The organism is Arthrobacter sp. zg-Y844 (assembly GCF_024385465.1).
GTDB lineage: Bacteria > Actinomycetota > Actinomycetes > Actinomycetales > Micrococcaceae > Arthrobacter_B.
The window spans coordinates 218,033-241,355 of the sequence record NZ_JANFLS010000003.1 but is presented as its reverse complement, the minus strand read 5'-3'; the positions used below and the strand labels follow the sequence as shown (position 1 = coordinate 241,355).

General features: G+C 65.5%; 22 protein-coding genes and 1 pseudogene. 5 read left to right on the top strand and 18 right to left on the bottom strand.

The features are described from left to right. The first annotated feature begins 76 nt into the window (after window positions 1-76). The gene (locus NNX35_RS12350) at window positions 77-1,321 is read left to right on the top strand and encodes an acyl-CoA dehydrogenase family protein (protein ID WP_255867927.1); all 1,245 of its coding nucleotides are present in this window, start codon (window positions 77-79) and stop codon (window positions 1,319-1,321) included. An 11-nt stretch (window positions 1,322-1,332) separates the two neighbouring features. On the opposite strand, the gene NNX35_RS12345 is transcribed toward NNX35_RS12350, so the two are convergent. After that, window positions 1,333-2,529 carry a hypothetical protein gene (locus NNX35_RS12345; protein ID WP_255867926.1) on the bottom strand — a complete coding sequence of 399 codons (1,197 nt, stop codon included), beginning with the start codon at window positions 2,527-2,529 and terminating at the stop codon, window positions 1,333-1,335. A 176-nt stretch (window positions 2,530-2,705) separates the two neighbouring features. Continuing rightward, complete coding sequence (locus NNX35_RS16070; protein WP_304661208.1) at window positions 2,706-3,521, bottom strand: excalibur calcium-binding domain-containing protein; 816 nt, start codon at window positions 3,519-3,521, stop codon at window positions 2,706-2,708. 180 nt (window positions 3,522-3,701) lie between these two features. Between NNX35_RS16070 and NNX35_RS12335 the strand changes: the two genes are divergently transcribed. Next, window positions 3,702-4,235, top strand: a complete 534-nt coding sequence (locus NNX35_RS12335) for a hypothetical protein (protein ID WP_255867925.1) — start codon at window positions 3,702-3,704, stop codon at window positions 4,233-4,235. On the opposite strand, the gene NNX35_RS12330 is transcribed toward NNX35_RS12335, so the two are convergent. Beyond that, on the bottom strand, window positions 4,198-4,788 hold the full coding sequence (locus NNX35_RS12330; protein ID WP_255867924.1) for a TetR/AcrR family transcriptional regulator: 591 nt from the start codon (window positions 4,786-4,788) through the stop codon (window positions 4,198-4,200). The two genes, NNX35_RS12335 and NNX35_RS12330, sit on opposite strands and share 38 nt — an antisense overlap. A gap of 26 nt (window positions 4,789-4,814) precedes the next feature. On the opposite strand from NNX35_RS12330, the gene NNX35_RS12325 reads away from it, so the two are divergent. Then, complete coding sequence (locus NNX35_RS12325) at window positions 4,815-6,083, top strand: MFS transporter (protein WP_255867923.1); 1,269 nt, start codon at window positions 4,815-4,817, stop codon at window positions 6,081-6,083. A 56-nt stretch (window positions 6,084-6,139) separates the two neighbouring features. On the opposite strand, the gene NNX35_RS12320 is transcribed toward NNX35_RS12325, so the two are convergent. The 9 genes from NNX35_RS12320 to NNX35_RS12280 all read right to left on the bottom strand — a co-directional run bounded on the left by NNX35_RS12320 (window position 6,140) and on the right by NNX35_RS12280 (window position 14,880). Next, a complete protein-coding gene (locus NNX35_RS12320; RefSeq protein ID WP_255867922.1) occupies window positions 6,140-7,348 on the bottom strand; it encodes an alpha-hydroxy acid oxidase in 1,209 nt (402 codons plus the stop codon). A 445-nt stretch (window positions 7,349-7,793) separates the two neighbouring features. Then, window positions 7,794-8,225 (bottom strand): helix-turn-helix domain-containing protein, encoded by a 432-nt coding sequence (locus NNX35_RS12315; RefSeq protein WP_255766813.1) that lies wholly within the window; start codon window positions 8,223-8,225, stop codon window positions 7,794-7,796. A gap of 5 nt (window positions 8,226-8,230) precedes the next feature. Beyond that, entirely contained in the window at window positions 8,231-8,815 is a 585-nt protein-coding gene (locus NNX35_RS12310; protein ID WP_255867921.1) for a hypothetical protein, read from the bottom strand. Further along, entirely contained in the window at window positions 8,766-9,770 is a 1,005-nt protein-coding gene (locus NNX35_RS12305) for a hypothetical protein (protein ID WP_255867920.1), read from the bottom strand. The genes NNX35_RS12310 and NNX35_RS12305 overlap by 50 nt, the downstream gene beginning before the upstream one ends. Continuing rightward, the gene (locus NNX35_RS12300; RefSeq protein WP_255863843.1) at window positions 9,767-10,261 is read right to left on the bottom strand and encodes a hypothetical protein; all 495 of its coding nucleotides are present in this window, start codon (window positions 10,259-10,261) and stop codon (window positions 9,767-9,769) included. Before NNX35_RS12300 ends, NNX35_RS12305 begins: the two co-directional genes overlap by 4 nt. A gap of 99 nt (window positions 10,262-10,360) precedes the next feature. Beyond that, window positions 10,361-10,981, bottom strand: coding sequence for a phosphatase PAP2 family protein (locus NNX35_RS12295; protein WP_255867919.1), 621 nt, complete (start codon window positions 10,979-10,981; stop codon window positions 10,361-10,363). Window positions 10,982-11,067: 86 nt separating this feature from the next. Next, a complete protein-coding gene (locus tag NNX35_RS12290; RefSeq protein ID WP_255867918.1) occupies window positions 11,068-12,360 on the bottom strand; it encodes an amidase in 1,293 nt (430 codons plus the stop codon). A 29-nt stretch (window positions 12,361-12,389) separates the two neighbouring features. Continuing rightward, window positions 12,390-13,769, bottom strand: a complete 1,380-nt coding sequence (locus tag NNX35_RS12285) for an MFS transporter (protein ID WP_255867917.1) — start codon at window positions 13,767-13,769, stop codon at window positions 12,390-12,392. Window positions 13,770-13,854: 85 nt separating this feature from the next. Beyond that, on the bottom strand, window positions 13,855-14,880 hold the full coding sequence (locus NNX35_RS12280) for a LacI family DNA-binding transcriptional regulator (protein ID WP_255867916.1): 1,026 nt from the start codon (window positions 14,878-14,880) through the stop codon (window positions 13,855-13,857). Between the two features lie 85 nt (window positions 14,881-14,965). On the opposite strand from NNX35_RS12280, the gene NNX35_RS12275 reads away from it, so the two are divergent. Further along, complete coding sequence (locus NNX35_RS12275) at window positions 14,966-15,406, top strand: hypothetical protein (RefSeq protein WP_255867915.1); 441 nt, start codon at window positions 14,966-14,968, stop codon at window positions 15,404-15,406. On the opposite strand, the pseudogene NNX35_RS12270 reads toward NNX35_RS12275, so the two are convergent. The 5 genes and pseudogenes from NNX35_RS12270 to NNX35_RS12250 all read right to left on the bottom strand — a co-directional run. Continuing rightward, window positions 15,403-15,576 (bottom strand): annotated as a pseudogene (locus NNX35_RS12270) (arginine deiminase family protein); the annotation flags it as partial. The gene NNX35_RS12275 and the pseudogene NNX35_RS12270 sit on opposite strands and share 4 nt — an antisense overlap. Window positions 15,577-15,835: 259 nt before the next feature. Beyond that, entirely contained in the window at window positions 15,836-17,284 is a 1,449-nt protein-coding gene (locus NNX35_RS12265; protein WP_255867914.1) for a basic amino acid/polyamine antiporter, read from the bottom strand. 287 nt (window positions 17,285-17,571) lie between these two features. Continuing rightward, the gene (locus tag NNX35_RS12260) at window positions 17,572-18,834 is read right to left on the bottom strand and encodes an arginine deiminase (protein WP_255867913.1); all 1,263 of its coding nucleotides are present in this window, start codon (window positions 18,832-18,834) and stop codon (window positions 17,572-17,574) included. Window positions 18,835-19,410: 576 nt separating this feature from the next. After that, on the bottom strand, window positions 19,411-20,481 hold the full coding sequence (locus tag NNX35_RS12255) for a restriction endonuclease, SacI family (protein ID WP_255867912.1): 1,071 nt from the start codon (window positions 20,479-20,481) through the stop codon (window positions 19,411-19,413). Between the two features lie 34 nt (window positions 20,482-20,515). Then, complete coding sequence (locus NNX35_RS12250; RefSeq protein WP_255867911.1) at window positions 20,516-21,733, bottom strand: DNA cytosine methyltransferase; 1,218 nt, start codon at window positions 21,731-21,733, stop codon at window positions 20,516-20,518. Window positions 21,734-22,098: 365 nt separating this feature from the next. Between NNX35_RS12250 and NNX35_RS12245 the strand changes: the two genes are divergently transcribed. After that, the gene (locus NNX35_RS12245) at window positions 22,099-22,260 is read left to right on the top strand and encodes a hypothetical protein (RefSeq protein WP_255867910.1); all 162 of its coding nucleotides are present in this window, start codon (window positions 22,099-22,101) and stop codon (window positions 22,258-22,260) included. Between the two features lie 204 nt (window positions 22,261-22,464). On the opposite strand, the gene NNX35_RS16065 is transcribed toward NNX35_RS12245, so the two are convergent. Further along, complete coding sequence (locus NNX35_RS16065) at window positions 22,465-22,860, bottom strand: HNH endonuclease (RefSeq protein WP_304661216.1); 396 nt, start codon at window positions 22,858-22,860, stop codon at window positions 22,465-22,467. Window positions 22,861-23,323 lie beyond the last annotated feature (463 nt).

Sequence of the window (23,323 nt, the reverse complement as noted above, 5' to 3'; positions counted from 1 at the left end):
GTGACTTGGACAACACGCCGCCGATTCCGGCAAGACACCACGTTCGGGCCGCGAAGCTGCGGCCGCAGGAGGAACCATGAGCACGCCCACGACGCCGTCCACCGCCTCGGCCTCTCCCGCCGCGGCCTCTCCCGCCCTCGCGGCACCGGACCTCGAAACCCTCCGGACGGCGTCGGACGTCTTGGGCCTGGACGGACTCCTCAGCGAGGACGAACTGGCCCTGCGCGCGAAGGTCCGCGCCTTCGTGGACGAGCGCATCCGGCCGAATATCAAGGACTGGTACGAAGACGCCGTCTTCCCGGTGGAAATCGTCCGGGAACTGGGCGACCTCGGTGTGCTCGGCATGCATCTGGAGGGCTACGGCTGCCCCGGCCGCTCCGCCGTCGAATACGGGATCGCCGCGATGGAACTGGAGGCCGGCGATTCGGGCCTGCGCACCTTCGTCTCCGTGCAGGGGTCGCTGGCCATGACCGCCATCCATAAATGGGGCTCGGAGGAACAGAAAAACCGGTACCTGCCGGGCATGGCCCGCGGCGAACTGATCGGCTGCTTCGGCCTCACCGAACCCACCGCCGGATCCGACCCGTCCAGCATGAGCACCTTCGCAGTGCACGACGGCGACGGCTGGGTCCTGAGCGGCGCCAAGCGGTGGATCGGGCTGGCCTCCATTGCCGACGTCGCAGTGATCTGGGCGCAGACCGACGACGGCGTCCGCGGCTTCCTCGTTCCCACGGACACCCCGGGCTTCTCCGCCGTGCCGATCGAACCGAAGCTGTCCATGCGTGCCTCCATCCAGTGCGATGTGTTCCTCGAGGATGTTCGCCTGCCCGACTCGGCGTTGCTGCCCGGCGCGAAAGGCCTGCGCGGACCGTTCTCCTGCCTGAACGAGGCCCGCTACGGCATCCTCTGGGGGTCGATGGGCGCGGCCCGGGACAGCTACGAGGAGGCGCTGAAGTACTCGCTGGAACGGCTGCAGTTCGACAAGCCGCTGGCCGCCTACCAGATCACCCAGGAGAAGCTGGTGAACATGCTGCTGGAAATACAGAAGGGCGTGCTGCTGGCGATCCACACCGGCCGGCTCAAGGATGCGGGGACGCTGGCGCCGGTGCAGATTTCCGTGGGCAAGCTGAACAATGTACGCGAAGCGATCGCGATCTGCCGGGACGCCCGCGCCATCCTGGGCGGCAACGGCATCACCTTGGACTATTCACCGCTCCGGCACGCCAACAACCTCGAATCCGTACGGACCTACGAGGGCACCGACGAAGTGCACACCCTGATCCTGGGCCAGCACATCACGGGGATTTCCGCGTTCCGGTAGGCGGCGCTGGTTTACCGGGCGGCGGGCAGTACGGCTTCGATGGCCGCCTCGGTTGAATCCGGTGCGTCTGACGGTGGAGCGAACGACGACGGCGGCGGGGTTGGCCGCGGCGGCGACGGCGGATCGGGCGGGAACGGGAATTCGGGTGGAATGACCGGAATGTCCGGGTCCGGCGTTCCCGGATCCGGCGGTTCCGGCGGACCCGGCGGTGTGGGCGGTGCCGTCGGATCGGGGCTAGGCGGGGAGGTCGGCGGTTCGGTGGGAGGTTCCGTCGGCGGGTCCGTCGGTGGCTGCGGAGGCGGCCCGCCCGGGTCGGTCGGCGGTCCAACAGGCGGCTCAACCGGCGGGGGCTGCTGCGAATCGGCCGGCGGGTTGGCCGGTGGCTGCTGGGGCAGGGGTTGGGGGTTCCGGGCGGCTTCTTCAGCACGTGCGCGTTCTTCGGCTGCCCGCTGCTGCGCCTCCTGCTCCCGTCGGTTCGCTTCCGCCTGACGCGCCCTTTCCGCTTCCGCTTGGCGTGCCTTTTCCTCCTGCTCGGCCTGCACCTGCTGGGAGACGGATGCACGGTCCAGCCACACAAGATCCCCGGCCGGGTTGCGCGTGCAGCGGTACTCGACCTGGCGTTCCGTGCGCACGTCCCCTTCACTGACACACGGGCTGTTTCGAAGGGACACCTGCTGAACCGGCTCCTGCACCAAAGCATCCGCAAGTACGGCAACGTCGCCCGGCTCATCCGTCGAATCGTCGATCGCGTCCTCCACACCCGACGGGAGCGGCAGGTTCAGCACGGACCCAGGCGGCGGCGTCGTCGGCGGCAGGGCGAAAAGATCGGGCCGCGGCCGAAGGCCTTCGGCATCCGCGGACACAGAACTTCGAACTGGATCGGGCGTCGAGACGACTCCTGCGACCATACCGACCACCAGCACCACGGCCCCGAGCGACAAGGCGAATTTGCGCTGTTCGAGCGTGTCCAGATTGGCCCAGCTGCGGCGTCGGAAGCCCAGCGCATACAGGGCGGTGAGCACCAGCAGCGATCCGGTGGCCAGCAGCCACACGATGATGCCGAGGCTCCCCTGCAGCGCCGCAACCCAGAGCAACCCGGCCGTCAGGCCGAGGACCAGCCAGGCGGAGCGGGGATTCCCGAGCCCGGGACTTCGCTGCGGCATGGACGCATCGAGGGGACCTGCTGCCGGTGTTGATTCGTGCGACATGATGCCTCAGCGCTGTGGAACCGGGCCGGCCTCCCCCGTTCCGCAAACCACGGCCGGCTTCTGATGCGGCAACAACGCTGGCTTCCGGGATACCGGAGCCCTTAACGGAAGTTGCCCTTGGAACCACGCTAGGCGGGTCCAAGGGCAACATCTACTGCTTCCGGAAACTGGTGGGATTACTCGCAGCCGACGCCGTCGCCGTCGCGGTCCAGGTGGGTGCCGTAGCCGGGCCCGCCGGCGTAGACGGGAGCGCCTCCGGCGTTACGAGCCGCAGTGCAGTTGGGGTAGTAAACGTTGGCTGGCGCGGGCGGTGCCGGAGCCGGAACCACGGGGGCGGGAACAGCCTGCTGGCGGGCCTGTTCATCCGCCACTCGCTGCGCTTCCGCCGCGGCTGCCGCCTGCTCGTCGGCCACGCGCTGGGTCTCCGCTGCTGCCGCCTCGTCGGCAAGACGCTGCTGTTCGGCTGCGGCGGCTTCCTCTTCCGCCTGCTTGTCCGCAGCTTCCTGGCGCTCGGCAATCAGTTTGATCGAGCTGTCCTCGTCCATCCAGACGAGCAAACCGTTGTCATTCTCCGTGCAGACATAGACCACGGACTGGGACGTCGGCGTGGCTGACGGCGTGGCTGACGGCGAAGCCGTTGTCGTCGACGGAGACGCGGACGGCGAACGCGTGGCCTTGGCGGATTTGGTGGATGCGGACGGGGTGGGGGTTGCTGTTCCCGCCTGCTTCTGCGTCTGGGTGGCACCGGCGGTCTTGCAGGCCTTATTGGCGATCTGCGTCGCAGTCGGCGTCGGCGTCGGGGACGAAGTGGTCTTGGTCGGCGACGGCGACGGAGTGGCGGCAGCAGGTTCGGCATCGCCGCCGCCGCAGCCGGACAGGACGACGACGGTGCTGAGCGCCAGCGCGCCGAGTGTGAGCACCCGGGAGCGGGCGGAAGATGCGGTGCTGCGGGTCATCGTTGACGCGGTGCGGCGGGCGGGCAAAACAGACATAGGTCCCCCATGGACAAAACAGTCGAATGTGGATGCAAATGCATCGACCCGAAGACTACAGGACTTGTGGAGGATCAGCTGCCATTTGGAACTGACACCAAGCAGTCCGGTCCGACGTCGTTCCTCTAGCCGATGCCCGGACAGCACCGTAGCCTCTCTGCACGTCCCCAGGAGGTTGCAATGGAGTGGAACGTTCTCTGGCCCGTCCTCGGAGTGCTGGTCGGCTTCGGTGCAGGCTGGCTGGCCAAGCGGAGCATGGATCGCCGGCACGAGTCACGGGCGCTCAACGAGCTGGTCACCTACCTGCACCTGAAGCGGACGCTCGCGCCGATCGATCCGCAGCCGGCGCAGGGCGGACCGATGGAAGCCCGGCACCGGTCCGCCGTGCAGGACCTGCGGGAAAACGTCGTGGAGACACTCGCGCACCTCACACCCGGATCCGGTGCTATCGAGGTAATGATGCGGATGTCAGCCGCCAGCAACCGCTACCTGCGCGATGTTGCCGCAGATCCGGAGAGCTACCAGTTCGCGCTGATGGAGCTGCGGAGGAACCTGGATGAGGACCTGCGCATCCTCACCGACGGCCGCCGTGACGTCCGGTACCTCAGCCCCGGTGGGGCCCCGGCGCGCAAACGGACGCCGCCGTCGTCGTCCGGGATTAGGCGACCGGGCGGGACTACGCGGCCGAGCGGGAGGGCCCGAACCCGTCGATGACGAAACCCGCGGTGGCACGGCCCGTGGCCGCCGCTTCTTCCGGCGAGGCACCGCGGAGCAGCATGCCCAGCACGCCGGTGAAGATCAGCAGCAGGTGGGCCGCCAGCGCGTCGGCGTCGTCAGCACCGACAACGGGCACCGCAAGTTCGCGGAAGCGGTCGGTGAGCAGCTGCGTATCCTGCGACAGGGTTTCGGCGAGCTGCCGGCCCGGGTCGACGGTTTCGGCAGCGACGCCGAGCGCGGCACACCAGCGCGCAGCGGATGCGCCGGACCGGTAGCTGGTCAGGGCGGGAAAGACCGCCAGGAGCCGGTCCCGGTCCGTGGCGGCGGCAGCGATTTCGAGCTGCCACGCCGCATCCCAATTCTCCAGCCGGCGGCGCAGCGCCTCCGCAATCAGGCCCTCCTTGTTGCCGAAGTGCGCGTACAGCGTCGCCGGGGCAACGTTGGCGCGCTGCAGGATCCGGTCCACGGGTGTCGCCGCGACACCCTGCGTGAAGGCGAGCTCCTCGGCGGCGTCGAGCAGACGGTTCCGTGCACTGGGTTGTCCAACCATGCCGCCAGCATATAACGTACGTTTCAATGAAACGACCGTTACAGCCTTCTGTTCCGACCGCCGGCCCGCTCTTCGCGGTCGCCGCGGTAACCCTTATCGCCGCGACCTACGGCCTGGCGCGGCTGGGCTACGGCCTGTTCCTGCCCGCCTTTTCCACGTCCTTCGACCTGACCCCGGCCGTCGGCGGACTGCTCTCCTCCGGCGCCTCGGTGATCTACTGCGTGTCGGCCGGGCTGGGGTTTGCGTACGCGCCGCGGCATCCGCGGCTGATGACCATTTTGGCGGGGACGACGGCGGCACTCGGCTCAGCCGGTATCGCCGCGGCTCCGTCCACGGGCTTTTTTGCCGCGGCCGTGCTGCTGGCCGGGATGGGTGCAGGGTTCGCCTCCCCCGCCCTGGTGGAACTGGTGCAGCGGAACACGAAGCCGTTCTCCGTGGCGAAGCGGCAGTCGGTGGTGAACTCCGGCACCGGCTTCGGGGTAGTTGCAGCCGGGCTGCTTGCACTGCTGCTGGGATCCTCGTGGCGGCTGGCGTGGGGGCTGATCGCGGTGATCGCGGTGGCGGGCATGGTCGGGGTGCTGCTGGGTGACGTCTCGCGGGGCCGTGGGAATGGTGCAGAAGGTGCAAGCGGGACGGAAGGCGCGGGCGGGAACGGCGACGCCGGGCGCGGGCAGCGCGGCGGAAGCCGGCAGCGGGGGTTGGGCCTGGGCGCGTTGAAATGGCCGCTCGCCGCCGCCTTCACCTACGGCATCGGCTGCGCCGCGGTCTGGGTGTACGGACGCACCCTGCTCGAGGACCAGGGCGGCATGCCGGTCGCGCTCTCTGCCGGAGCCTGGATTGCCCTTGGTGTCGGCGGCGCCGCCGCGGTGCTGACCGCCCCGTGGCTGGCCCGGCACTCGATCCGCCTCACCTGGCCGGTCACGGTGCTGGCCACCGCGGCGGCCACCGCGGGGATGGCCCTCGCACCGGGGAGTACCGGGATCTCCTTCGCCACGGCCGCACTGTTCGGACTGGCCTACACCGCCGCGACGTCGGTCCTCATCATCTGGGCCACCGCGACGGCATCCAGCAGTGCCGCCGGCACCTCGGCCCTCTTCATCAGCCTCATCCTGGGGCAGGCCGCCGGGGCGGCCCTGACCGGCGCCCTCATCGAAGCGTCCGGCTTCGGGCTGGCCTTTGCCATTTCCGCGGCGGCGTGTGGCGTCAGCGCTGCCGGGGTCATTGCCCGCATCCGAAACCAGACCACGCCGGAAGACGACGGACTCCGGTCTGCCCGTTCCGAGGCAACGTCCTGATCGAAGGCCGTCGAGGTCACCCGGGAGTTGCTGCCGCAGCCCCGGAGCCCGCAGGGTCACACGCTGCGGATATGCTCCGGACGCAGCTCGGCCACGCTCGTGACGCCGAGCAGCTGCATCACCAGGGTCATTTCCGTGCGCAGCAGGTCCAGGGTGCGTTCGGCGCCCTGCCGGCCGCCGGCCATCAGTCCGTACAGGTAGGCCCGGCCGATCAGCGTGAAGTCCGCGCCGGCAGCAAGCGCCGCCACAATGTCGCCGCCGGACATGATGCCTGAGTCCAGGATGATCTCCGCCTCGGGCCCGACGGCGGCCCGGATGTTCGGCAGGATCCGCAGCGGCACCGGGGCACGGTCCAACTGCCGTCCGCCGTGGTTGGAGACCACCAGGGCGTCCGCGCCGCGGGCCAGGACCTCGACGGCGTCGTCGGGCGTTTGGATGCCCTTAACGATGAGCTTGCCCGGCCACGTCTCGCGCAGCCAGTCCAAGTCAGCGAAGTTCAGCGAGGGTTCGAACATGGTGTTCACGGTTTCGGCCAGGGAGACCCGTTCACCCTCGAAGTTGGCGAAGCCCAGCGGTTTGGTGGTGAGGAAGTTGAACCACCACTCGGGCCGGTAGGACGCGTCCAGAATGGTTTTGGCGGTCAGGGTGGGAGGCATCGTCATGCCGTTGCGGGTGTCGCGCAGCCTGGCGCCGGCCACCGGGGTGTCCACTGTGACGATCAGCGCGCCGTACCCCGCCGCGGCGGCCCGCTGCACCAGCTCGCGGGAACGTTCGCGGTCCTTCCAGAGGTAGAGCTGGAACCATTTGGCGGCGTCGGGCACCGTGGTAGCCAGTTCCTCGATGGAGGCCGTACCCATGGTGGAGAGCGAGAAGGGCACCCCGAAGGCGGTCGCGGCCTGCGCGCCGCCCACCTCCCCTTCGGTGTGCATCAGCCGCGTCAGCCCGGTGGGACCGATGCCGACCGGCATGGCCGACTGCGTTCCGACGATCTTGGTGCTCAGATCCACGTTGGTCACATCGCGCAGCACATGCGGCACAAATTCGACGTTTTTGAAGGCCTCGCGGTTGCGCTGCAGGGCGTGCTCCCCGAACGAGCCGCCGTCCACGTAGTCGAAGGCTGCGGCCGGGATTCGCCGCTTGGCGATGTCCCGCAGGTCCCAGATGTTGGTGGCCCTGGCCAGGCGGGCACGGCGGCGGTCCCGGTCGAAGGATCGGAACTGGACGAGATCGCGGAGTTCGGAGTACTGGGGAATTCGGCGTTTCATGGCTGCTTTCTGGCTCGGCTTGGCGCCAGTCTAGGACGGCGGGGCCGTCATGGAGCAGGAGTTGACCGATCTTTACGCGCAGCCTCAACGCCTTCCGAAAACAGCGAAGCCAGCGGAGGATATCCGCTGGCTTCGGTTGCAGCCATCCACCGACCCCCCACAGGCAGCGGATGCTACAGATACAGCGCGCCGAGACGCGCCGGAAAACGGGAACGGAGGCCGGTGAGCCTTCGAGGTGGAGACTTCGGCAGTGACCCCCCAGCCACAAATGCACGAAGATTCCCCACCGGCCCAGGATCGCTCCGTCCGCCGTTCATGAACTTTTCAGTCCGTCTCACACATGTGTGAGACATGGGTGAGACGCTACCACCGCTAGGTGTCCGGGTCAAAGTATTTCTCTGCGACGTGGTGCTTCGAAGAACTCCGCGGGGACGGGGGCGGAGGGCTAGTGATCCTCGTCCAGGATCTTCGCGATGGCTTTCAAAGCCTCCGGATCCACCGGGCCCAGGGCCCGGGCAGCGAAGTTCCGCACCTCGGCGCGGCGCAGGCTGCGGAGCAGTTCCAGTTCGGCCTCGACCCGCTCGGGCAGGTTTCCGTCCTCCTGCAGCAGGTAGTCGGGATCGACGTCGAAGACGGCGGCAATGGCGCGCAGCGCTTCCTCCGGGACCACCTGCTCCTTGCCGGACTTCAGCAGCGACCACCGGGTGCGCGAGAGGTAGTAGCCCGCTTTCTGGGCGGCGTCCCTGATGGTCGGGTAGTCAAAGGGCTTTCCGGAGTCGGACATGATGACGTCCAGCAGGAGATTGATCTTCCGGGCAAGCGTTTCGGCTCGTCGGATCCCCGCAGCGCGCTCCGGGGGAAGATCAAAATCATTCACGTAGTTCAGCTCCAAGTCATCACTGCGAGGAAACAGCAGAAGGTGGCCACTCCCAGGGCCGCGCCGGACAGCGCCTCCCGCAACGTATGTTCGCCGAGGGACACCCGGCTGAAGATCATCAACGGCGATAGTATCAACAGCCACGCCCAGCCCGCCCCGTATGTCGCCATAATCCAAAGCACGCCGAAGGTCAGCACGGACACGTGCGCCGAAACGTTGAGCCAGCGCCGGAAGAAGACGAGGCCCAGGTTGCCGAGCAGCAGCCCGGTCACCGTTTCGGGCACCGGCGAGGCCACGGGCAGGAGGTAGCAGACGACGGCGCCGGCCAGCATCAGGGCAGCCACCAGGGCGGCCCGCCAGCGGTCCGGTATCCCGCGGCGTCGGAACAGTCCCTTGGTGCCTTTGTAGATCGTCCCGGGCACCACGACGACGCCGGCCAGGAGCAGGAGCACACCCGCCGGTCCCAGCCCCGCCTGGATCCCCGCAGCAATGATGAGGACGGCCAGCACCAGGGCCGGCGGCAGGGTTTTGGAGTACCAGCTAGCCGCCGAGGACAGCTGCGCGGCGGGCCGGTGTTCCGTTGTCTTCAATTCTTCTGCCTATCTCGTCAATGATGCGGGTCTCCTCCGGCGACAGCAGCCCGGGTTCCAGGACCCGGATGTCGCCGATGAGGATGAACCAGCGGTAGAGCTGGGTCTTGGAGGTGCGGGCGTCGAGGGACACGTTGGCCGCTTCCAGGGCCCGTGTGCCTTCGCACGTCTTCATCAGGCGGCGCACGATTGGCCGCAGGGCGTCCAGATCCTCGGCACGACGACGGCGGGCGGCAGCGGCGGTTTTGAGGCGGGCGTAGGACGGTACCGCGAACCCGACCGCAAAGCCCAACATGGTCAGCGCCATGAGGATGCGGTAGCCGATGTAGAGGCCGAAGGATGCCTGCTCGCCGGCAAATTCCAGGCCGATGAGCAGCATTTTCATGGACACGGCGCCGACGCCGGCTCCGCACCCGGCGCTGAGGATGCCCAGGCCGATGCCGAATTCCCGGGATTCTCCGCTCTTGTCCCGGCGCAGGCATTCGACACCGGTGTAGCCGAGCACTAGGCCGATCCAGGCAAAGAAGCTCGCCTGGTACGGGGCAATTGTGGGGATCGAGGCGAAGGTGTCGGTGAAGTTGGTGGCGGAGCCTGAGGTATCGGACACCAGCAGCAGGGTCGTCTGGATGACGGCCAGGACAACACCCATGCCGATCAGTACCTTCACGTGCCGCCCGCCGTCGTCGTCCGTTCTGCCGGTGGCCTTAAGCAGCAGGCGGCTCAACTCCGTCATGCCGGCGCCCATGAGCAGGTGGACGATCAGGTTGAGCAGGTTCCGCTCCCCCAGCAGGGAATCGACGAAGAGGTAGACCTGGTCAATGTTCAGGGTGGCGCCGGTAGCCACCGCGGCCATGCCCGGCAGGATGCCCAGCTTCCAGCCGAAGCGCAGGCCCACCAGCCGGATGATCACCAGCGTCCAGAGGGCGGCGGCCGGCAACATCTGCAGGGTGATCACTGGAAGGTCCGTTCAAAGGTGCTGGCGGTGTCGCGTTCACGAGGCAGCAGGGCCAGCGAGAGGAGGTAGGCCACCTGCTCGGCGGCGCGTTCGGTTGCGTTCCAGGTCAGGGACCGCGCCAGCATCCGCCGGATTCCCTGGCGGCTGCCGATGTGCTGGAACACGGACGGCATGGCTGTTTCCACTCCGCCGCATCCTTGGTGGCGCAGGAGGATGTGTCCGAATTCGTGGCAGGCGGCGTGGGTGCGGTGCAGCCGGTTGTCGCCGGAGGGCAGCAGGATGATCGACTTCGTGTCCTTCTCGATCCAGAGGCCAGTGACGGAAGGAATGACGGCGGAGTCGATGTCGCGCAGTTCAATGGGTTTTCCGTGTGTCTTGGTTACGGCGGCCAGCAGTTCATCGAAGGTGACGTGCTCGCCGAGCTGCAGGGCGGCGACCACTGCTTTTGAGGTGGCCCGTTCACCGGCGGACTTCCCGAATCGCGTTGTCATGGATCCCCCATCGTTGTTTCACATCTTTGCCAGGCAAATATGTAAAGAGACTGCCCCCGACTTTATCGCAATTCTGGGGCTTGGCCCCGGCGCAGGGCCCTAGGGCAGGAGCATCGCGGCGGTGAAGGTCAGGCATCCGGCAATGTGTCCGGCCAGGACCTGGGTGGGCGTGTGGTCACCGAGCTTCACCCGGGACCAGCCCGTGGCCGAGGCCAGCAGCAGGGCCAGCGCTGCGCCGACCGCCGGGACCGGTGCCAGCAGGACCAGTCCGACGTAGGCGGCGACGGCGGAATGCACCGACAGCTTCCACACCAGGTTCGCTGCGAGGCATAGCATCATGCCGATGAAAACACCGCCGATTTCGCCGAACAGTGCGGCCGGGGCGTCCAGCAGGACCAGGAGCAGCGCGCCGATGCCCAGCGACACGGCGGACGCGGCCAGGATCGGCGCCCGCTGAGTCCGGACACCTACGTGATGGTCGGTCACCCTGCCGCGCCTCTTCAGCCACAGGATCCCGGCGAAGGGCAGCCCCACGGTGAACAGCGCCGCCGTGATGCCCTGCAGCCAGGTCACGCCCGGGCTGAGCAGGGGCTGCAACAGCAGGAGGATTCCCACGAGGACGGCCGGGGCGGAGACTTCCGTGACGATGCGCGCCAGGCGGGTGGGGGCGGTGGCGATGGGCGGTGCGGGCGATGCGGTGGGCTGCAGGGTTTCAGGCATCCGTCGATTCTACTGGGGCCGGGTTGGGCGCCTGCAGCCGGGGCCGGGCCGCCGTCGTCGCCGTCGTCGCCGTCGTCGCCGTCGCGTTAGCTTCGGCGTGCCCTCATGTCTCCCAACTGCTGCGCCAAGCCGATCAGCTGCCATTCAGTTCCGGGCCGGCCAACCAGCTGGATCCCCACAGGCATCGGTTCCCCTCCCTGCCAGACCGGAACGGACAGTGCCGGCACGCCCAACACGCTGAAGGGCACCGTGAAGGCCAGCGCCACATCCCACACCGTGGTCCATCCCGCGTCGAAGGCCTCCCGCTGACCGATCCGGGGCGCGGTCACCGGCGAGGTGGCACAGAGCAGCACATCATGGTCCCCGAACGCCGCCGGCATATCCCCCCGCAGGGTTTCCATCTGCTGAAGGGCACGATAGTACTCCCAGCCGGGTACTTCCTGTGCACCGCGCAGTCGTGCCAGCACTTCGGGCTGGTAGCGCTCCGGGTCCTGTGCCAGGTGGTCCGCGTGCAGGGACGCAGCTTCAGGGCCCTGGATAGTGGGATACAACTGGTGCGTCAGTTCTGTCCAGGACGGCTGGTAGCTGGCAATCGAATGGCCCAGCGAGCGCAGCTTGGCGGAGGCTTCCTGGAGCGCATTGCCGACGCTGGGTGCGACCTGTGACCAGGGTGCCCCGGCAAGCTGGCCGATGCTCAGTGGCCGGTCTCCGGGCTGCGGGGAAGGCGTTTCCCCGGTGAGGGCGTCCCACAGAGCGGCAATGCCTTGGATGTTCTTCGCCATCGGACTGACGGTGTCCATGGACGGGGACAGTGGGAAGATCCCCTCGATGCTGGTGGAGCCGTAAGTGGGCCGCAATCCGTAGATGCCGCAGAACGCCGCGGGTGTTCGTCCCGAACCTCCCGTGTCCGTACCCAAAGCCAGGTCCAGCCCTCCGGAGCCAATTGCAGCCGCTGAGCCGGCGCTCGATCCGCCGGACATCAGCGACGGGTTGTGCGGGTTTCGCACCGGCCCAGCGGAGGTGACGTCCCCGGTCGGGCCGTAGGCGTATTCGTGCGTCTGCGTTTTTACGGCGGGGACGGCACCGGCCTGACGCAGCGCCTGCACCACGGGGGCATCCGCCGCTCTCGGTTCGTCACTCCCCCACGCTGAGCCGTACCGGCTGGGCGCCCCCGCCACATCGATCATGTCCTTGACACCCACCAGGCGGCCGGCGAGCGGAGACCCTGCCCGTTGTGCCCGCGCAACGAGGTCCGGGTCGGCCTGCGCTGCGTCGAGGTGCGCGATGGCATTCAGCTCCACCGCCCGGCTCAGGCTCTCCAGGTCCGGCGGATCAACCAGATGGTTCGTTTCGTCCGCCAGCGAGGCCGCTCCGACCACACTTGTATTTCCATGGGATGCCGGGTCGATCAACGGACCGCTTCCGGCGCCGGGGAGAGCCGGCGGCTCAGGTGGCCGGGCTTGACGAAGGCCATGGCAATAACGCCTATACCGGTGGCGATGGCAGTGGCGACAAACATTGAGCTGAAACCGTGCGCGCTGACCAGGAACCCTGTAAGGGTGGGGGCTGCAACAGCAGCGATATTGGCGATGAAGTGGGTCATGCCGCCGAAGGTACCCGCGCGTTCCGGGACCGTGTCGATGACGACCGTCCAGTAGACGGCGTTGGGCAGGGAATTCAGCGCGTTGCCGATCGCCATCACCAGAAGGATCATGGCAACGGAGTCCAGGGTGGGGATGAGGCAGAAACACAGGGTGGTGAGGGCGAGGGAGCCCATGGCGAAGCCGCTGCGGGCGATCCACAGGCTGCCCGTGCGACGCCGCAACCAGTCGCTGATGCGGCCGCCCAAAAGCACCGTGAAGCAGGCACCGATCCACGGAATCATGCCCAGGTACCAAAGCGATCCCAGCGAGAAGCCAAACTCGGCCTGCAAGTAACGCGGCGTCCAGGTGAGAATCATGAAGTTGACGTACATGAACGCGAAGTAGCCGATGGCATTACAGACGAGCGTCCGGCTCTGGAAGAAATTCCACCATTTGAGCTGACGGGCGGCCTTGTCAACCGTCGTCTCCCCAGCCAACGTGTCCGACTGGTCCCGAATCACTGCTAGCTCTGCGGCCGACACGCGCGGGTTCTCTTCGGGGGTGTTGGTGAAGATTCGCAGCCACCAGACGAGCCACACCAGGCCGACGAGGCCGAGAATGATGAAGACCCAGCGCCATGAACCGGTCAGCGCAATCAGCCCCACGGCCACGGGAGCGGTAAGCAACGCGCCCAGCGGGGTTCCGAGCAGCCCGACGGCGGACATAAAGCCACGCTCCTTGACCGTTGCCCAGTTGGCAACCGTCCGGTTCACCGTGGCGTAGGCCGGACCTTCGGCAAGCCCGAAGGTGATCCGGAACAGCGCGAAGCCGATCAGGGCGGAGCCAGCCAGGGCGACGCCGACGTCGCCGGCAAAGACTACGCACATCACAAGGATGGACCAGGAGAGGGTGGCGACCGTCCACGTCCAGCGAGGGCCCTTCTTATCAGCCAGCACGCCGCCGATCAGGGCCCCGAACATGTAGCCGTATCCGAAGAAGCCAAGGACCTTGCCCCAGTCCGCCGGGTCCAGCCCGTATTCGCCGATGATCCCGTCTGCGGCGTAGGAGATCGCGCCTCGGTCGATGTAGTTGACCACGGTGATGATCACGATGCCGAACAGGACTACCCAACGAAAACGGTTGACGAATAGTCCCCGGCTTGCGGGGGTCGCGCTGCCGGCCAGCGGAGCTGTTTTGTTATCCATGTCACAGGATCCTAGGGGCGCTTCGCTAGAAATGCAATCGATTGCAAAGTGTGGCGGCACGAAGTCGCGAGAAGCTGCCCTGCGGTTAGTTCTGCGTCGATTCGCGGATCACGAGTTCCACGGGCACCGTCCGGGAAACGGGGGCGTGTCCGTTGATGCGGGCCAGGAGTGCTTCGGCTGCTTGGGAGCCGACCGTGGACATGGAGGAACGCACTGTTGTGAGTCCGACGGGAATGGCCCGTGCCAGCGAAATGTCGTTGAAACCCACGACGAACACGTCGCGGCCCGGCTGCAGGCCGGCCCGGTAGAGCTCCCCGAGGGCACCGATGGCTGCGGTGTCGTTGACCGCGAAAAGGCCAAATGGTGGGTCCAGTTGCCGCATGAGTTTCTGGGCGGCCAGGGCACCGTCTTCCGCGTACAGGCCGCCCTCGAGGATCAGGTTCGCCGGGACGCTGATCCGGCTGGCTTCCATCCCGTCGAGGAAACCCTGTACCCGGCTCCTGAGGTTCTGCGCGTACGGCATCCCCCCGTACACCGCGACCTGCCTGGGACATACCTGCGCCAGATGTTCGGCGGCGAGCCGTCCGCCTTGATAGTCGTCGCTCGTCACAGAGGCGTGGCCGTCCAGCGGGCGGTTGAACAGGAAAAACGGCAGACCCAGGTGTTCAACTTTTTCCATGAAATCCGAGTCGCTGCGGGCATCGCCGATCAGGATGCCGTCCACGCCGCGCTGGAACGCCATCTCCAGCTTGCTCACCTGCTCCGCCGGGTCATCCCCGGTGGGCACCACGATACTCTGGTAGCCAGCCGCCCCCAGAACCTCGTCGATGCCCTCATGCATCAGGGCCAGGACTTCGTCCCGCAGGCGCGGTACGAACACCGTGACCAGCCGGGACGAGTTGGTCCTTAGCGACGCTGCGGTGAGGTTGGGCCGGTAGCCGAGGTCCGTTGCCACCCTCCAGATGGCACGCCCTTTCTCCGTACGCACCTGATCAACCGGCTTCCGGAGGGTGCGGGACACCGTGGAGATGTCTGAATTGCTCGCCTTCGCGATGTCGGCCATCGTGACTCTTGGCGCGCCTGGATGCGGGGTCGAGGGACTGTTCGGCACAGGCGCCAGTCTACTGGCGTCGGGTGCTCGCGGCGGTTCCTGCGGCAGGGTCATAGTGATCCACCGCTCCACGGAGTCCAGCTGCGTGGCAGCCTATTTCATGAAGGGAGGGAAGTCGGGCTCGTTTTCCCGCGAGTGGGCGCAACAATGGGGCATGGACGAACGTGGCGCGCTGCTTAGAGCGGTGAAGGTATTTCACACGTTTGCATGGTTCACCATCGAAAGCTGCATGGTCTATGTCCTGTACTCCGGCGTCCGGAAGCGATCCGACCGGAGGGCCGGGATCGCGGCCGCGGTGGTGGCCGTGGAGTCCTTGGTCTTCGCCGGCAACGGATTCCACTGCCCGCTTACCGCGGTGGCACGCGATCTCGGCGACAGTTCGGGCTCGGTCACCGACATCTATTTGCCGCAATGGTTGGCCAGAAACCTCCCGGCCATCCACGTCCCGCTAATCGTTATTGCGGTGGTTCTTCACTGGCGGAACATTTCGACCCTGGGCGCGCGCCGTCGCCGTCGTCGTCGTTAGTCGAGCGGATCCCGGATGATCGAGCAGGTCATGCAGTGCCGGCCGCCGCGGCCGCGGCCGAGTTCGGCGCCGACAATCGGGATGACCTCGACGCCGGCGTTCCGCAGCGCCGCATTGGTCTGGGTGTTGCGGTCATAGGTGAACACCACGCCCGGTTCCAGGGCGGCGGCAGCAGGTGCCCGGGTCGGGCCCAGCAGGTCGTGGAGTTCGACGACGTCGACGCCGCGGCTGGTCATCTTGGCGACGAAGTCCGCGTGGTCGCGCTGGGCGATCCATCCACATGGCGTCGTCGAACAGCAGGTCTTCACGGTTGGTCGGCGGGAGCCGTTCGTCGGACAGACCCGGGGCACAGACCCGGGGCACAGACCAGAACCTTGCGCAGCTTGCCCACCTCCGGATGCATACCGCAGGACGCGGCACGCCCTCTGCTCAGAGCACTATCCAGCCCCGGGTCAGGGCGAGCACGCCTGCAACGGCTCCTGCCAAAGTAATGAGGAAAAGAACCAGCTCCCCTCCCCGGAAAACGCGCTGCCCTTGTTCACGGCGGGCAATCACGAACAGGACGGTGGCCGGGGCGTAGAAGATCATCGAAAGCAGCACCAGGGGCAGTCCAGCGGCATAGACCAGGAACACTGAATAAATGGTGGCAATGACGGCAATGGCCAGGTCGCCGCGCCGGGTGCGGCTCGGGGCTCCTTCATACGTTTCCCCGCTCCAACCGAGCTTGAGGGCGTAGAGGGCCGCGAAAAGGAGGGAAAACAACGTCAGGACCGCGGTCATGTCCAGTGCGAAGTCGAAGGCGTCCCCGGAGAAGTAGGTGATGACCATTACCAGCTGGCTGAGCAGGGTGCTCAGCAGCAGGGCGTTGACCGGGACATCGTCATCGCTGACCCGGGACAGGAACCGCGGCATGTCCTTCTCCGTGGCCGCTACGAACAGGACCTCCGCTGCCATCAGGCTCCAGGCCAGGTAGGCCCCCATCACCGAAATCACCAGGCCTGCGCTGACGAACACCACCCCCCAGGTCCCCACTCCCGCTTCCAGGACACCCGCCATGGATGGTTGGCGCAGCTCGGCGAGCTGTTCCATCGGCAGGACGCCGTAGGAAACGATCGTGACCGAGGCAAAGATGGCAAAGACGCTCAGGAAGCCGAGGATGGTCGCCCTGCCAACGTCCTCCCGCCGTCGGGCATGGCGCGAATACACGCTGGCACCTTCGACACCGAGGAAAACGAAGACCGTCACCAGCATCGTGTTGCTGACCTGCTCGAAGAGCGGCCCCGTATAGTCCGCACCGGTAAGGTTTCCCGCGAAGACGGCGGGGTCGAACAGGAAGACAGCAAACAGCACGAAGACCAGGATGGGAACAACCTTGGCGATCGTGACTATCCGGTTAATGGCTGTGGCTTCTTTGATGCCGCGCCTGATCAGGAAGAAGAATCCCCACAGCCCGGCCGAGGACAGCACGACGGCGAGGAGGGTGTCCCCTGCGCCCAGCTGCGGAAACAGGGCTCCCAACGTGGACATGGTGAGCACCCAGTAGGTGACGTTTCCCACGCAGGCACTGGCCCAGTAACCCGCTGCGGAGAAGAACCCCACGTAATTTCCGAAGCCGGCCTTGGCGTAGGCGAAGACCCCCGCATCAAGCGCTGGTTTGCGCATGGACAGCCGCTGGAACACGAAAGCCAGCATCAGCATGCCGGAACCCGCAATCAGCCAGGCGACCAGCGCACCCCACACCCCGGTTTCCTCGGCGAAGCGCTGGGGCAGGGAAAACACCCCGGCCCCGACCATGGACCCGATCACCACAGTGGTGAGGGTCAGCAGGGAGAGTTTGGCCGCTGGGGCCTTCTCTCCCTGAGCAGGCGGATTAGACATGGTTCTTTCCAATCGGGCGTGGCGGCTGAGGTCACACCGGTTAGACAACAGTGGATGGGCCGCCCGCTCCCTGCAGGGGTTCCTTTTTCGTCAGCAGCCTTACCATTATTCTCTCAGAAGGAGACGACGGGTCCGAATCGGTGGCCAGCGCCCGGAGGCGGTTTCCGAAGGGGTCCTTGCAGCGGAAAGGCGTGTACCCGTCAAAGGCGGTGCGTTCGCTGGAGTCCACGTCGAAACCGTGGCCGGGGCCGCGGTCACATGCCAGCCGCGGCACGCCGCCGTCGTCGTTAGTCGATCCCGTCCCGGATGATCGGGCAGGTCATGCAGTGCCCGCCGCCTCGGCCGCGGCCCAGCTCGGCGCCGACAATCGGGATCACCTCGACGCCGGCGTTCCGCAGCGCCGCATTGGTCTGGGTGTTGCGGTCATAGGTGAACACCACGCCCGGTTCCAGCGCGACGGCGTTGTTCGCGCTGTCCCACTGCTGGCGTTCAGAGGCGGAGTAGTCGCCGGCGGTCTCCACCAGGCGCAGCTTCTTGTAGCCCATGGATTCGGCCACCACGTCCACGAAGCGGCGGTCGCGGTGGTCCCGCACCTCCAGGCCGGGGCTGCGGTCCGAGGGGTGGATGGTGAAGGCGTGGATGCCGTCCACGATGGCCGGGTGGATGGTGGCCAGGTCCCGGTCTGCGAAGGTGAACACGGTGTCCAGGTGCATCGCGGCGCGCAGTTTGGGCATGCCGGCCACCACGATCCGTTCGGCGGCTTCGGCGGCGAACAGCGACTGCGCGAGCTGGGTGATGGCCTGGCGGGAGGTGCGCTCCCCCATGCCGATCAGCACGGTGCCGTTGCCCACCGGCATCACGTCCCCGCCTTCCAGGTAGGCCTGGCCCCAGTCCTGTTCCCCGTCGCCCCACCAGACGGTGGACCCCGCGTACTCGGGATGGAACTTATAGATGGCCTGCATCAGCAGGGTCTCGTCGTGGCGTGCCGGCCAGTACAGGGGGTTCAGCGTCAGCCCGCCGCCGATCCAGCAGGTGGTGTCCCGGGTGTAGAGGGTGTTGGGCAGCGGCGGCAGCAGGTACTCGGGCCGGCCCGAGGATTCCCGGGCGAGGGCGATGTAACCGCTGCGGTAGTCGGCGGGAAGGTCCGACGTCGCGAGCCCGCCGATGAGGTAGCGCGCCAGGTCCGCTCCGGTCAGCGAATCCAGGAACGCCCGGGTGCCGGACACCAGTCCCAGTCCGACCCGGTTCGCGACGATTTTCCGGTCCAGCAGCCAGGTCCGCGCTTCGGGCAGGTCCATGGTCTGACCAAGGAGGTCGTGGAGCTCGACGACGTCGACGCCGGAGTTTTCCATCTTGGTGACGAAGTCGGCGTGGTCGCGTTGGGCGTTTTCCACCCACATCACGTCATCGAAGAGCAGGTCTTCCCGGTTGGTGGGGGTGAGCCGTTCGTGGGCGAGGCCCGGTGCGCAGACCAGGACCTTGCGCAGTTTGCCGACCTCCGAGTGCACCCCGTAAGTGGCAGCGTTCGGGGTAGAGGTGGGGGAAGGCATGGGAACTCCTTTATCAGCAGGCTTACAAGCATCCTTGCAGACAGAGGGTCGGGGGCCGAATCGGGTCGGTGCTGTCCTCGTGGCTTGTCTCGTCAGGGCTCGAGCGCGGGACTATTCCAAACGGATCCGTTCCCCGCAGGAGCGTCAGAGAGGGCAGCCCTCGGCGCACGGATTTCTCTTCCAACGATGCCAATGCGCTGACCCCCACGATGGGCAGCAAAAACCAGATCCACCAACAGTCCATTGCCAGGCCAAGAATGCACATAGACCGATGGCGCCTGCCTGTGACACTGCCTTCTCGATCATGCGTACCACTAGGAAAGGTGAGGGGCATAGACGGCAGGAACGGCATTGACGTCGTCACCCCGGGGGACCACGTGCTTAAAGCCGGTCGCTGGCGGTCGATCGGGGCTGGCACACAACAGCAAGCACAGCCCCATCTCCACTAGGTCCGCATCCTCACTCCCGGTCTGCCTCCTGAAGAATCCATGCCGGACCTGAAGCGCCTATTGGAGCTGCCAGCGAACAAGCGGTCGGATGCTTCGAGCACACTGTTTGTTTACCAGGTGTGACTCATTAGCGGCCCTGCGCAACGGCGACCGCCCTACTCCACTCTTGGAGGGTCGGTAGAGTCACCTCTATCTCCCGAAGCCGTACAAGGAACGCTTTTGAGAAGGAATCGATTGCATTTTCAAGGGGAGAGTTGGCCCATAGAAGTGCGTCTCCGAGTAGGCGCGCCGCGGAAGTAAACGCAGCAACCTGAGTTATTCGGGAGTGGTTATTGATGCCAACATGAATCTCCAACCTGATCTGCTGGGGCGCATCTACGAACATGACTCCTCGGTTCAATCCTGCGGCTTCGCAGGCTTGGGCGAACGTCGAAAGGTCTGAGGCTGTAACGGCTTTGCCTCTAACCTCCATCGCTACTGCAACGGTCCCTCCAAGCAGCGCGTGGACATCACCGGGGAGGTCTCGCGACGGGTCGTTGATCCTGCGAGTTTTGACGTCCTCATAGAGCAGGTCAAGGCATGCGGCGGCAAAAGCTTGAAGTCTATGAGGCCGGTCTCTTGCATCGATTCTTAGGAAATCCTCTACAGCAATGCGCACTCCGTGCGCCGTAAGCCCATTGGTTTTGACGACAACCTTTTGAGCCGCCGCAGTAACAGAGAAAGCCTCCCTCACGAATGCTGCCAAGGCCTGAAGCGCTAAGCGCCCCGTCAGCTTATTGGCCTGTTCCACGACAGCGACAAAGTACTCTTTGTCAGCAGGTCGACGCACCCGGTCGATTTTGTCGATGCGGTCATATCGAAAGAATGGCTGGTTATTCAGCGGTTCTCGCCCAGTGTTGCGAATGGAGAAGTTGTGCTCAACCGCGGCAGGAACGAGGACCTTGTGGCAGAGGCCGCGGGCACTGTAGGCCTCGGCGTTGCCCTCCTCGGCCTTGAGACTCATGGTATCGATGCGGTCGTCGGTCGCCTTAGCAAGCAAGAGAGTCGCGAAGGCTGGAGTCCAGGTCTTCGCTTCAAGCTCGAACACGGCCCGCGCGTGGCTTTTCCATTCCACAGGTAAACGAGTGTCGCTCTTTGCAATGGTGACCGCTTCGAGGAGAACCTCTTGAGCGGCTTCGTAGTCGATGCTGATTGGCAAGCTGGAGCCTTCCTCGGCCCCGTACCCGCGAGAGTCAGCTGATCAAAACTGCACTACTCGTCGACTGGACGAGCCGATCGTCGCTGTCTGTCTCAGCATCAATATAGCCGAGCTGCAAAGCGAGCGCTCGAAGGACGGCCTGCCCCAATGCTAGAGGTACCGCGTTGCCGAGCTGGCGCTGAATGTCAGCTCGGCTACCGACAATCTGGAAGTTGTCTGGGAAGGTCATGAGTCGCAGCAGTTCCGGAACTCGTAGCCGGCGCGCCCTCAAATCGCCAACCTCGTTGGGGAGGTTCTCCCAGTGGAAGGGGCCAACATAGGGCCCAGGCTGGGCTTGAAGGGTGGAACTCGGCTTATCTGGAGCAAGGCGGAGGAGGAAAGTCCAGTATCGAGAACGCCACTTGAACTCGTCGCGCCCGCCGTAGCGTGAAGTGTGCCAAAGGTAGTTCTGCCCTCCGGGAATTTCCGCGGTCAGCTCACCGTACTTACCTTCGACCAGCTCCCCGGATTCTGGACTCGTCACAAGTCCCGTGAACGCCTGCTCAGCTGTGACGTGCGAGAGTTTAGTCCGATCCCAAGTCCGCGTGGTCTCGCTGGGTCCCCCATGTGTTGGCTCTGGAAACTGGAATGCTTTGCCATCACGTCGCCCCACGATGAAAACTCGCTTTCGAAGCTGAGGCACACCGTAGTCAGCCGCAAGGAGCGTCTTCCACTGAGGGTTGTACCCAAGCTCTGAAAGGGCCGCTAGGAGCTGCTGAAAGTGGCCTTGGTGGGTCTTGTAGGTCAAAGCCTGGACGTTCTCAAGCACAAACGCTTCTGGACGGGCTTGAGCAATGATCCGCACATATTCCTCAAGCAAGGACGCATTTGGGTCTCGTGATTCCCGCTTTTCAGCCAGCCAGAAGCCCGACTTTGAAAACGGTGTGCATGGGGGGCCGCCCACCACGATAGCTGCATCCCCTACAGCGAGAGATCCTGCCCGAAGAAGCTCGGGTGTAGAAATGTCTCGAATGTCACCAGCCACAGTGACGGTCTCAGGAAAGTTGAGTGCCAGTGTTTGAAGTGCTTGGGGGGCGTAGTCAGTAGCAACGGCTACACGGAACGGCCCTACGGAAGGGACACTCGGCGAGGACAACGGTGCGTCCGCAACTCGGTCGACGGCGAGGTCCAGTCCTCCTGCCCCAGAAAAAAGGCTAATAACTGGCAGTTTCGAGCCCGGCGAAGTGTACGGGGATAATGACTCAGGGGGCATGGTTACTATCGTATCGCTCGGGTACGACATCGCAGGTTTACCCACAGCGTCTCACCCGCCGTGCACGCCGCACCAAGCACAATGCGGAACATAAATATCTCTGTCCGCAGTGTTCGCGTACCCATAGGTTGAGCTGGAATAGGCTAGCTAACGCTTTCCAGCCGTGGACAGGACGATGCGCGGCCGTGTGTGCATATTGGTCCGCGAACGAGACGGGAGGACACATCTTCCGTAGCACTTACCCCGAATAAATAGAGCGTATCTTCCCCCACCTCTCCGGTGGCCTGCCCGCTGCCGACCGGCCGGGTCTGGATGCCGCCGAACTGGAGGACCATCAGGAACGGCTCACCACCCGGCAGAAGGTCTTGCTGGATTCCACCCTCTCGATCATCCGCGCCCGCTTGGTCGGCGGTGCCGGCAGCGGCAACACCTGGCTCGCCGTCGAGAAGGCCAAGCGCCTCACCAAGGACGGCCAGCGCGTCGGGCTGTTCTTCAGCGCGCGCCTGCGCCGCGAGGTCGCCGCCTAGAAGCAGGCCTCGCCCGTATTCGAGGCGAGTTCCACGATTACGTACACTCCCTGGGATCCACCTTCCAACTAGGTAGATATGAGCATTACGGACCAAGAAGTCCTGTCCCGCACGAGGTTGCCCCCTGAGGCGGCCGTGAAACGAGCCAGGCGTAGACCTTCGAACGCCCTAGATCCTGGCGCAGTCATATGCCAAGTCTGGATGTTATCTTCGCTCCAGGCTGGCCTCGAAACTCCCATTTTCGACCACAGGCAATGACGGGAGTTTCGGAGCCAACCCGAGGAGTTCGCGTATTTCTGCCGGTTGGTAAGGAGGGTTCCGCCGGTGCGCTGCCGAGTGGCAATTGCTGCAGAGCGGGACGAGATCGCGGATGGGGTCTACGAGGTATCCGGTGCCCATCGCCGAGACGGGGATGCGGTGGTGAACCTCGATGTACCCTGCGGCGGATGGCCCGTACCGCTCTCCGAAATCGAGTTCACAGACCCAGCATTCGGCGCCGTAATGGCTGATGCACCTAAGTCGATTGATCGGACTCCGTTCGTAGCGGTTAACCTGGACAGTGGTGGCAGCGCCTTCAGGCAGAGCTTCGAAGGAGGGCATGCCTGTCGCTTCGTCGTGGTCAACGAGCCCGTTCAAGGCGAGGGCTAGCGCCGGGGATGCCACGGCCACGAGGCTGCGGGTAGTTTCCGCTGATGTCCGCGCGGGGATACGAGCCCAGCACTCGATGCCGAAGGCAGCCCAGCGGCCGTCGGGTGGTTTCCGCGGGTCATCCAGTATTTGGTGATTGACGGTTATGGTTAGCGTCGCTCCTTGGGCGCTTATTTCCTCGACTGCGCCGCGCCATGCGTCAGGATTGTCCTGAACCCATTGGCCTAGTTGACGCACCAGCGCTCCAGCGGAGTTTTCTGGCATGACCGTTGCCGTTGCGCTGGTCATCGTCCTAGAGAAGGCAATGACCAGTCCGCGCCCGGTCTCAATTCCGGCGAGGCGCGCACCCATCCCTGCGATACCGGCTTGAGATATGGCGCATGATTCCAGCTGGAGCATCGTAAGGGCGCTTAGC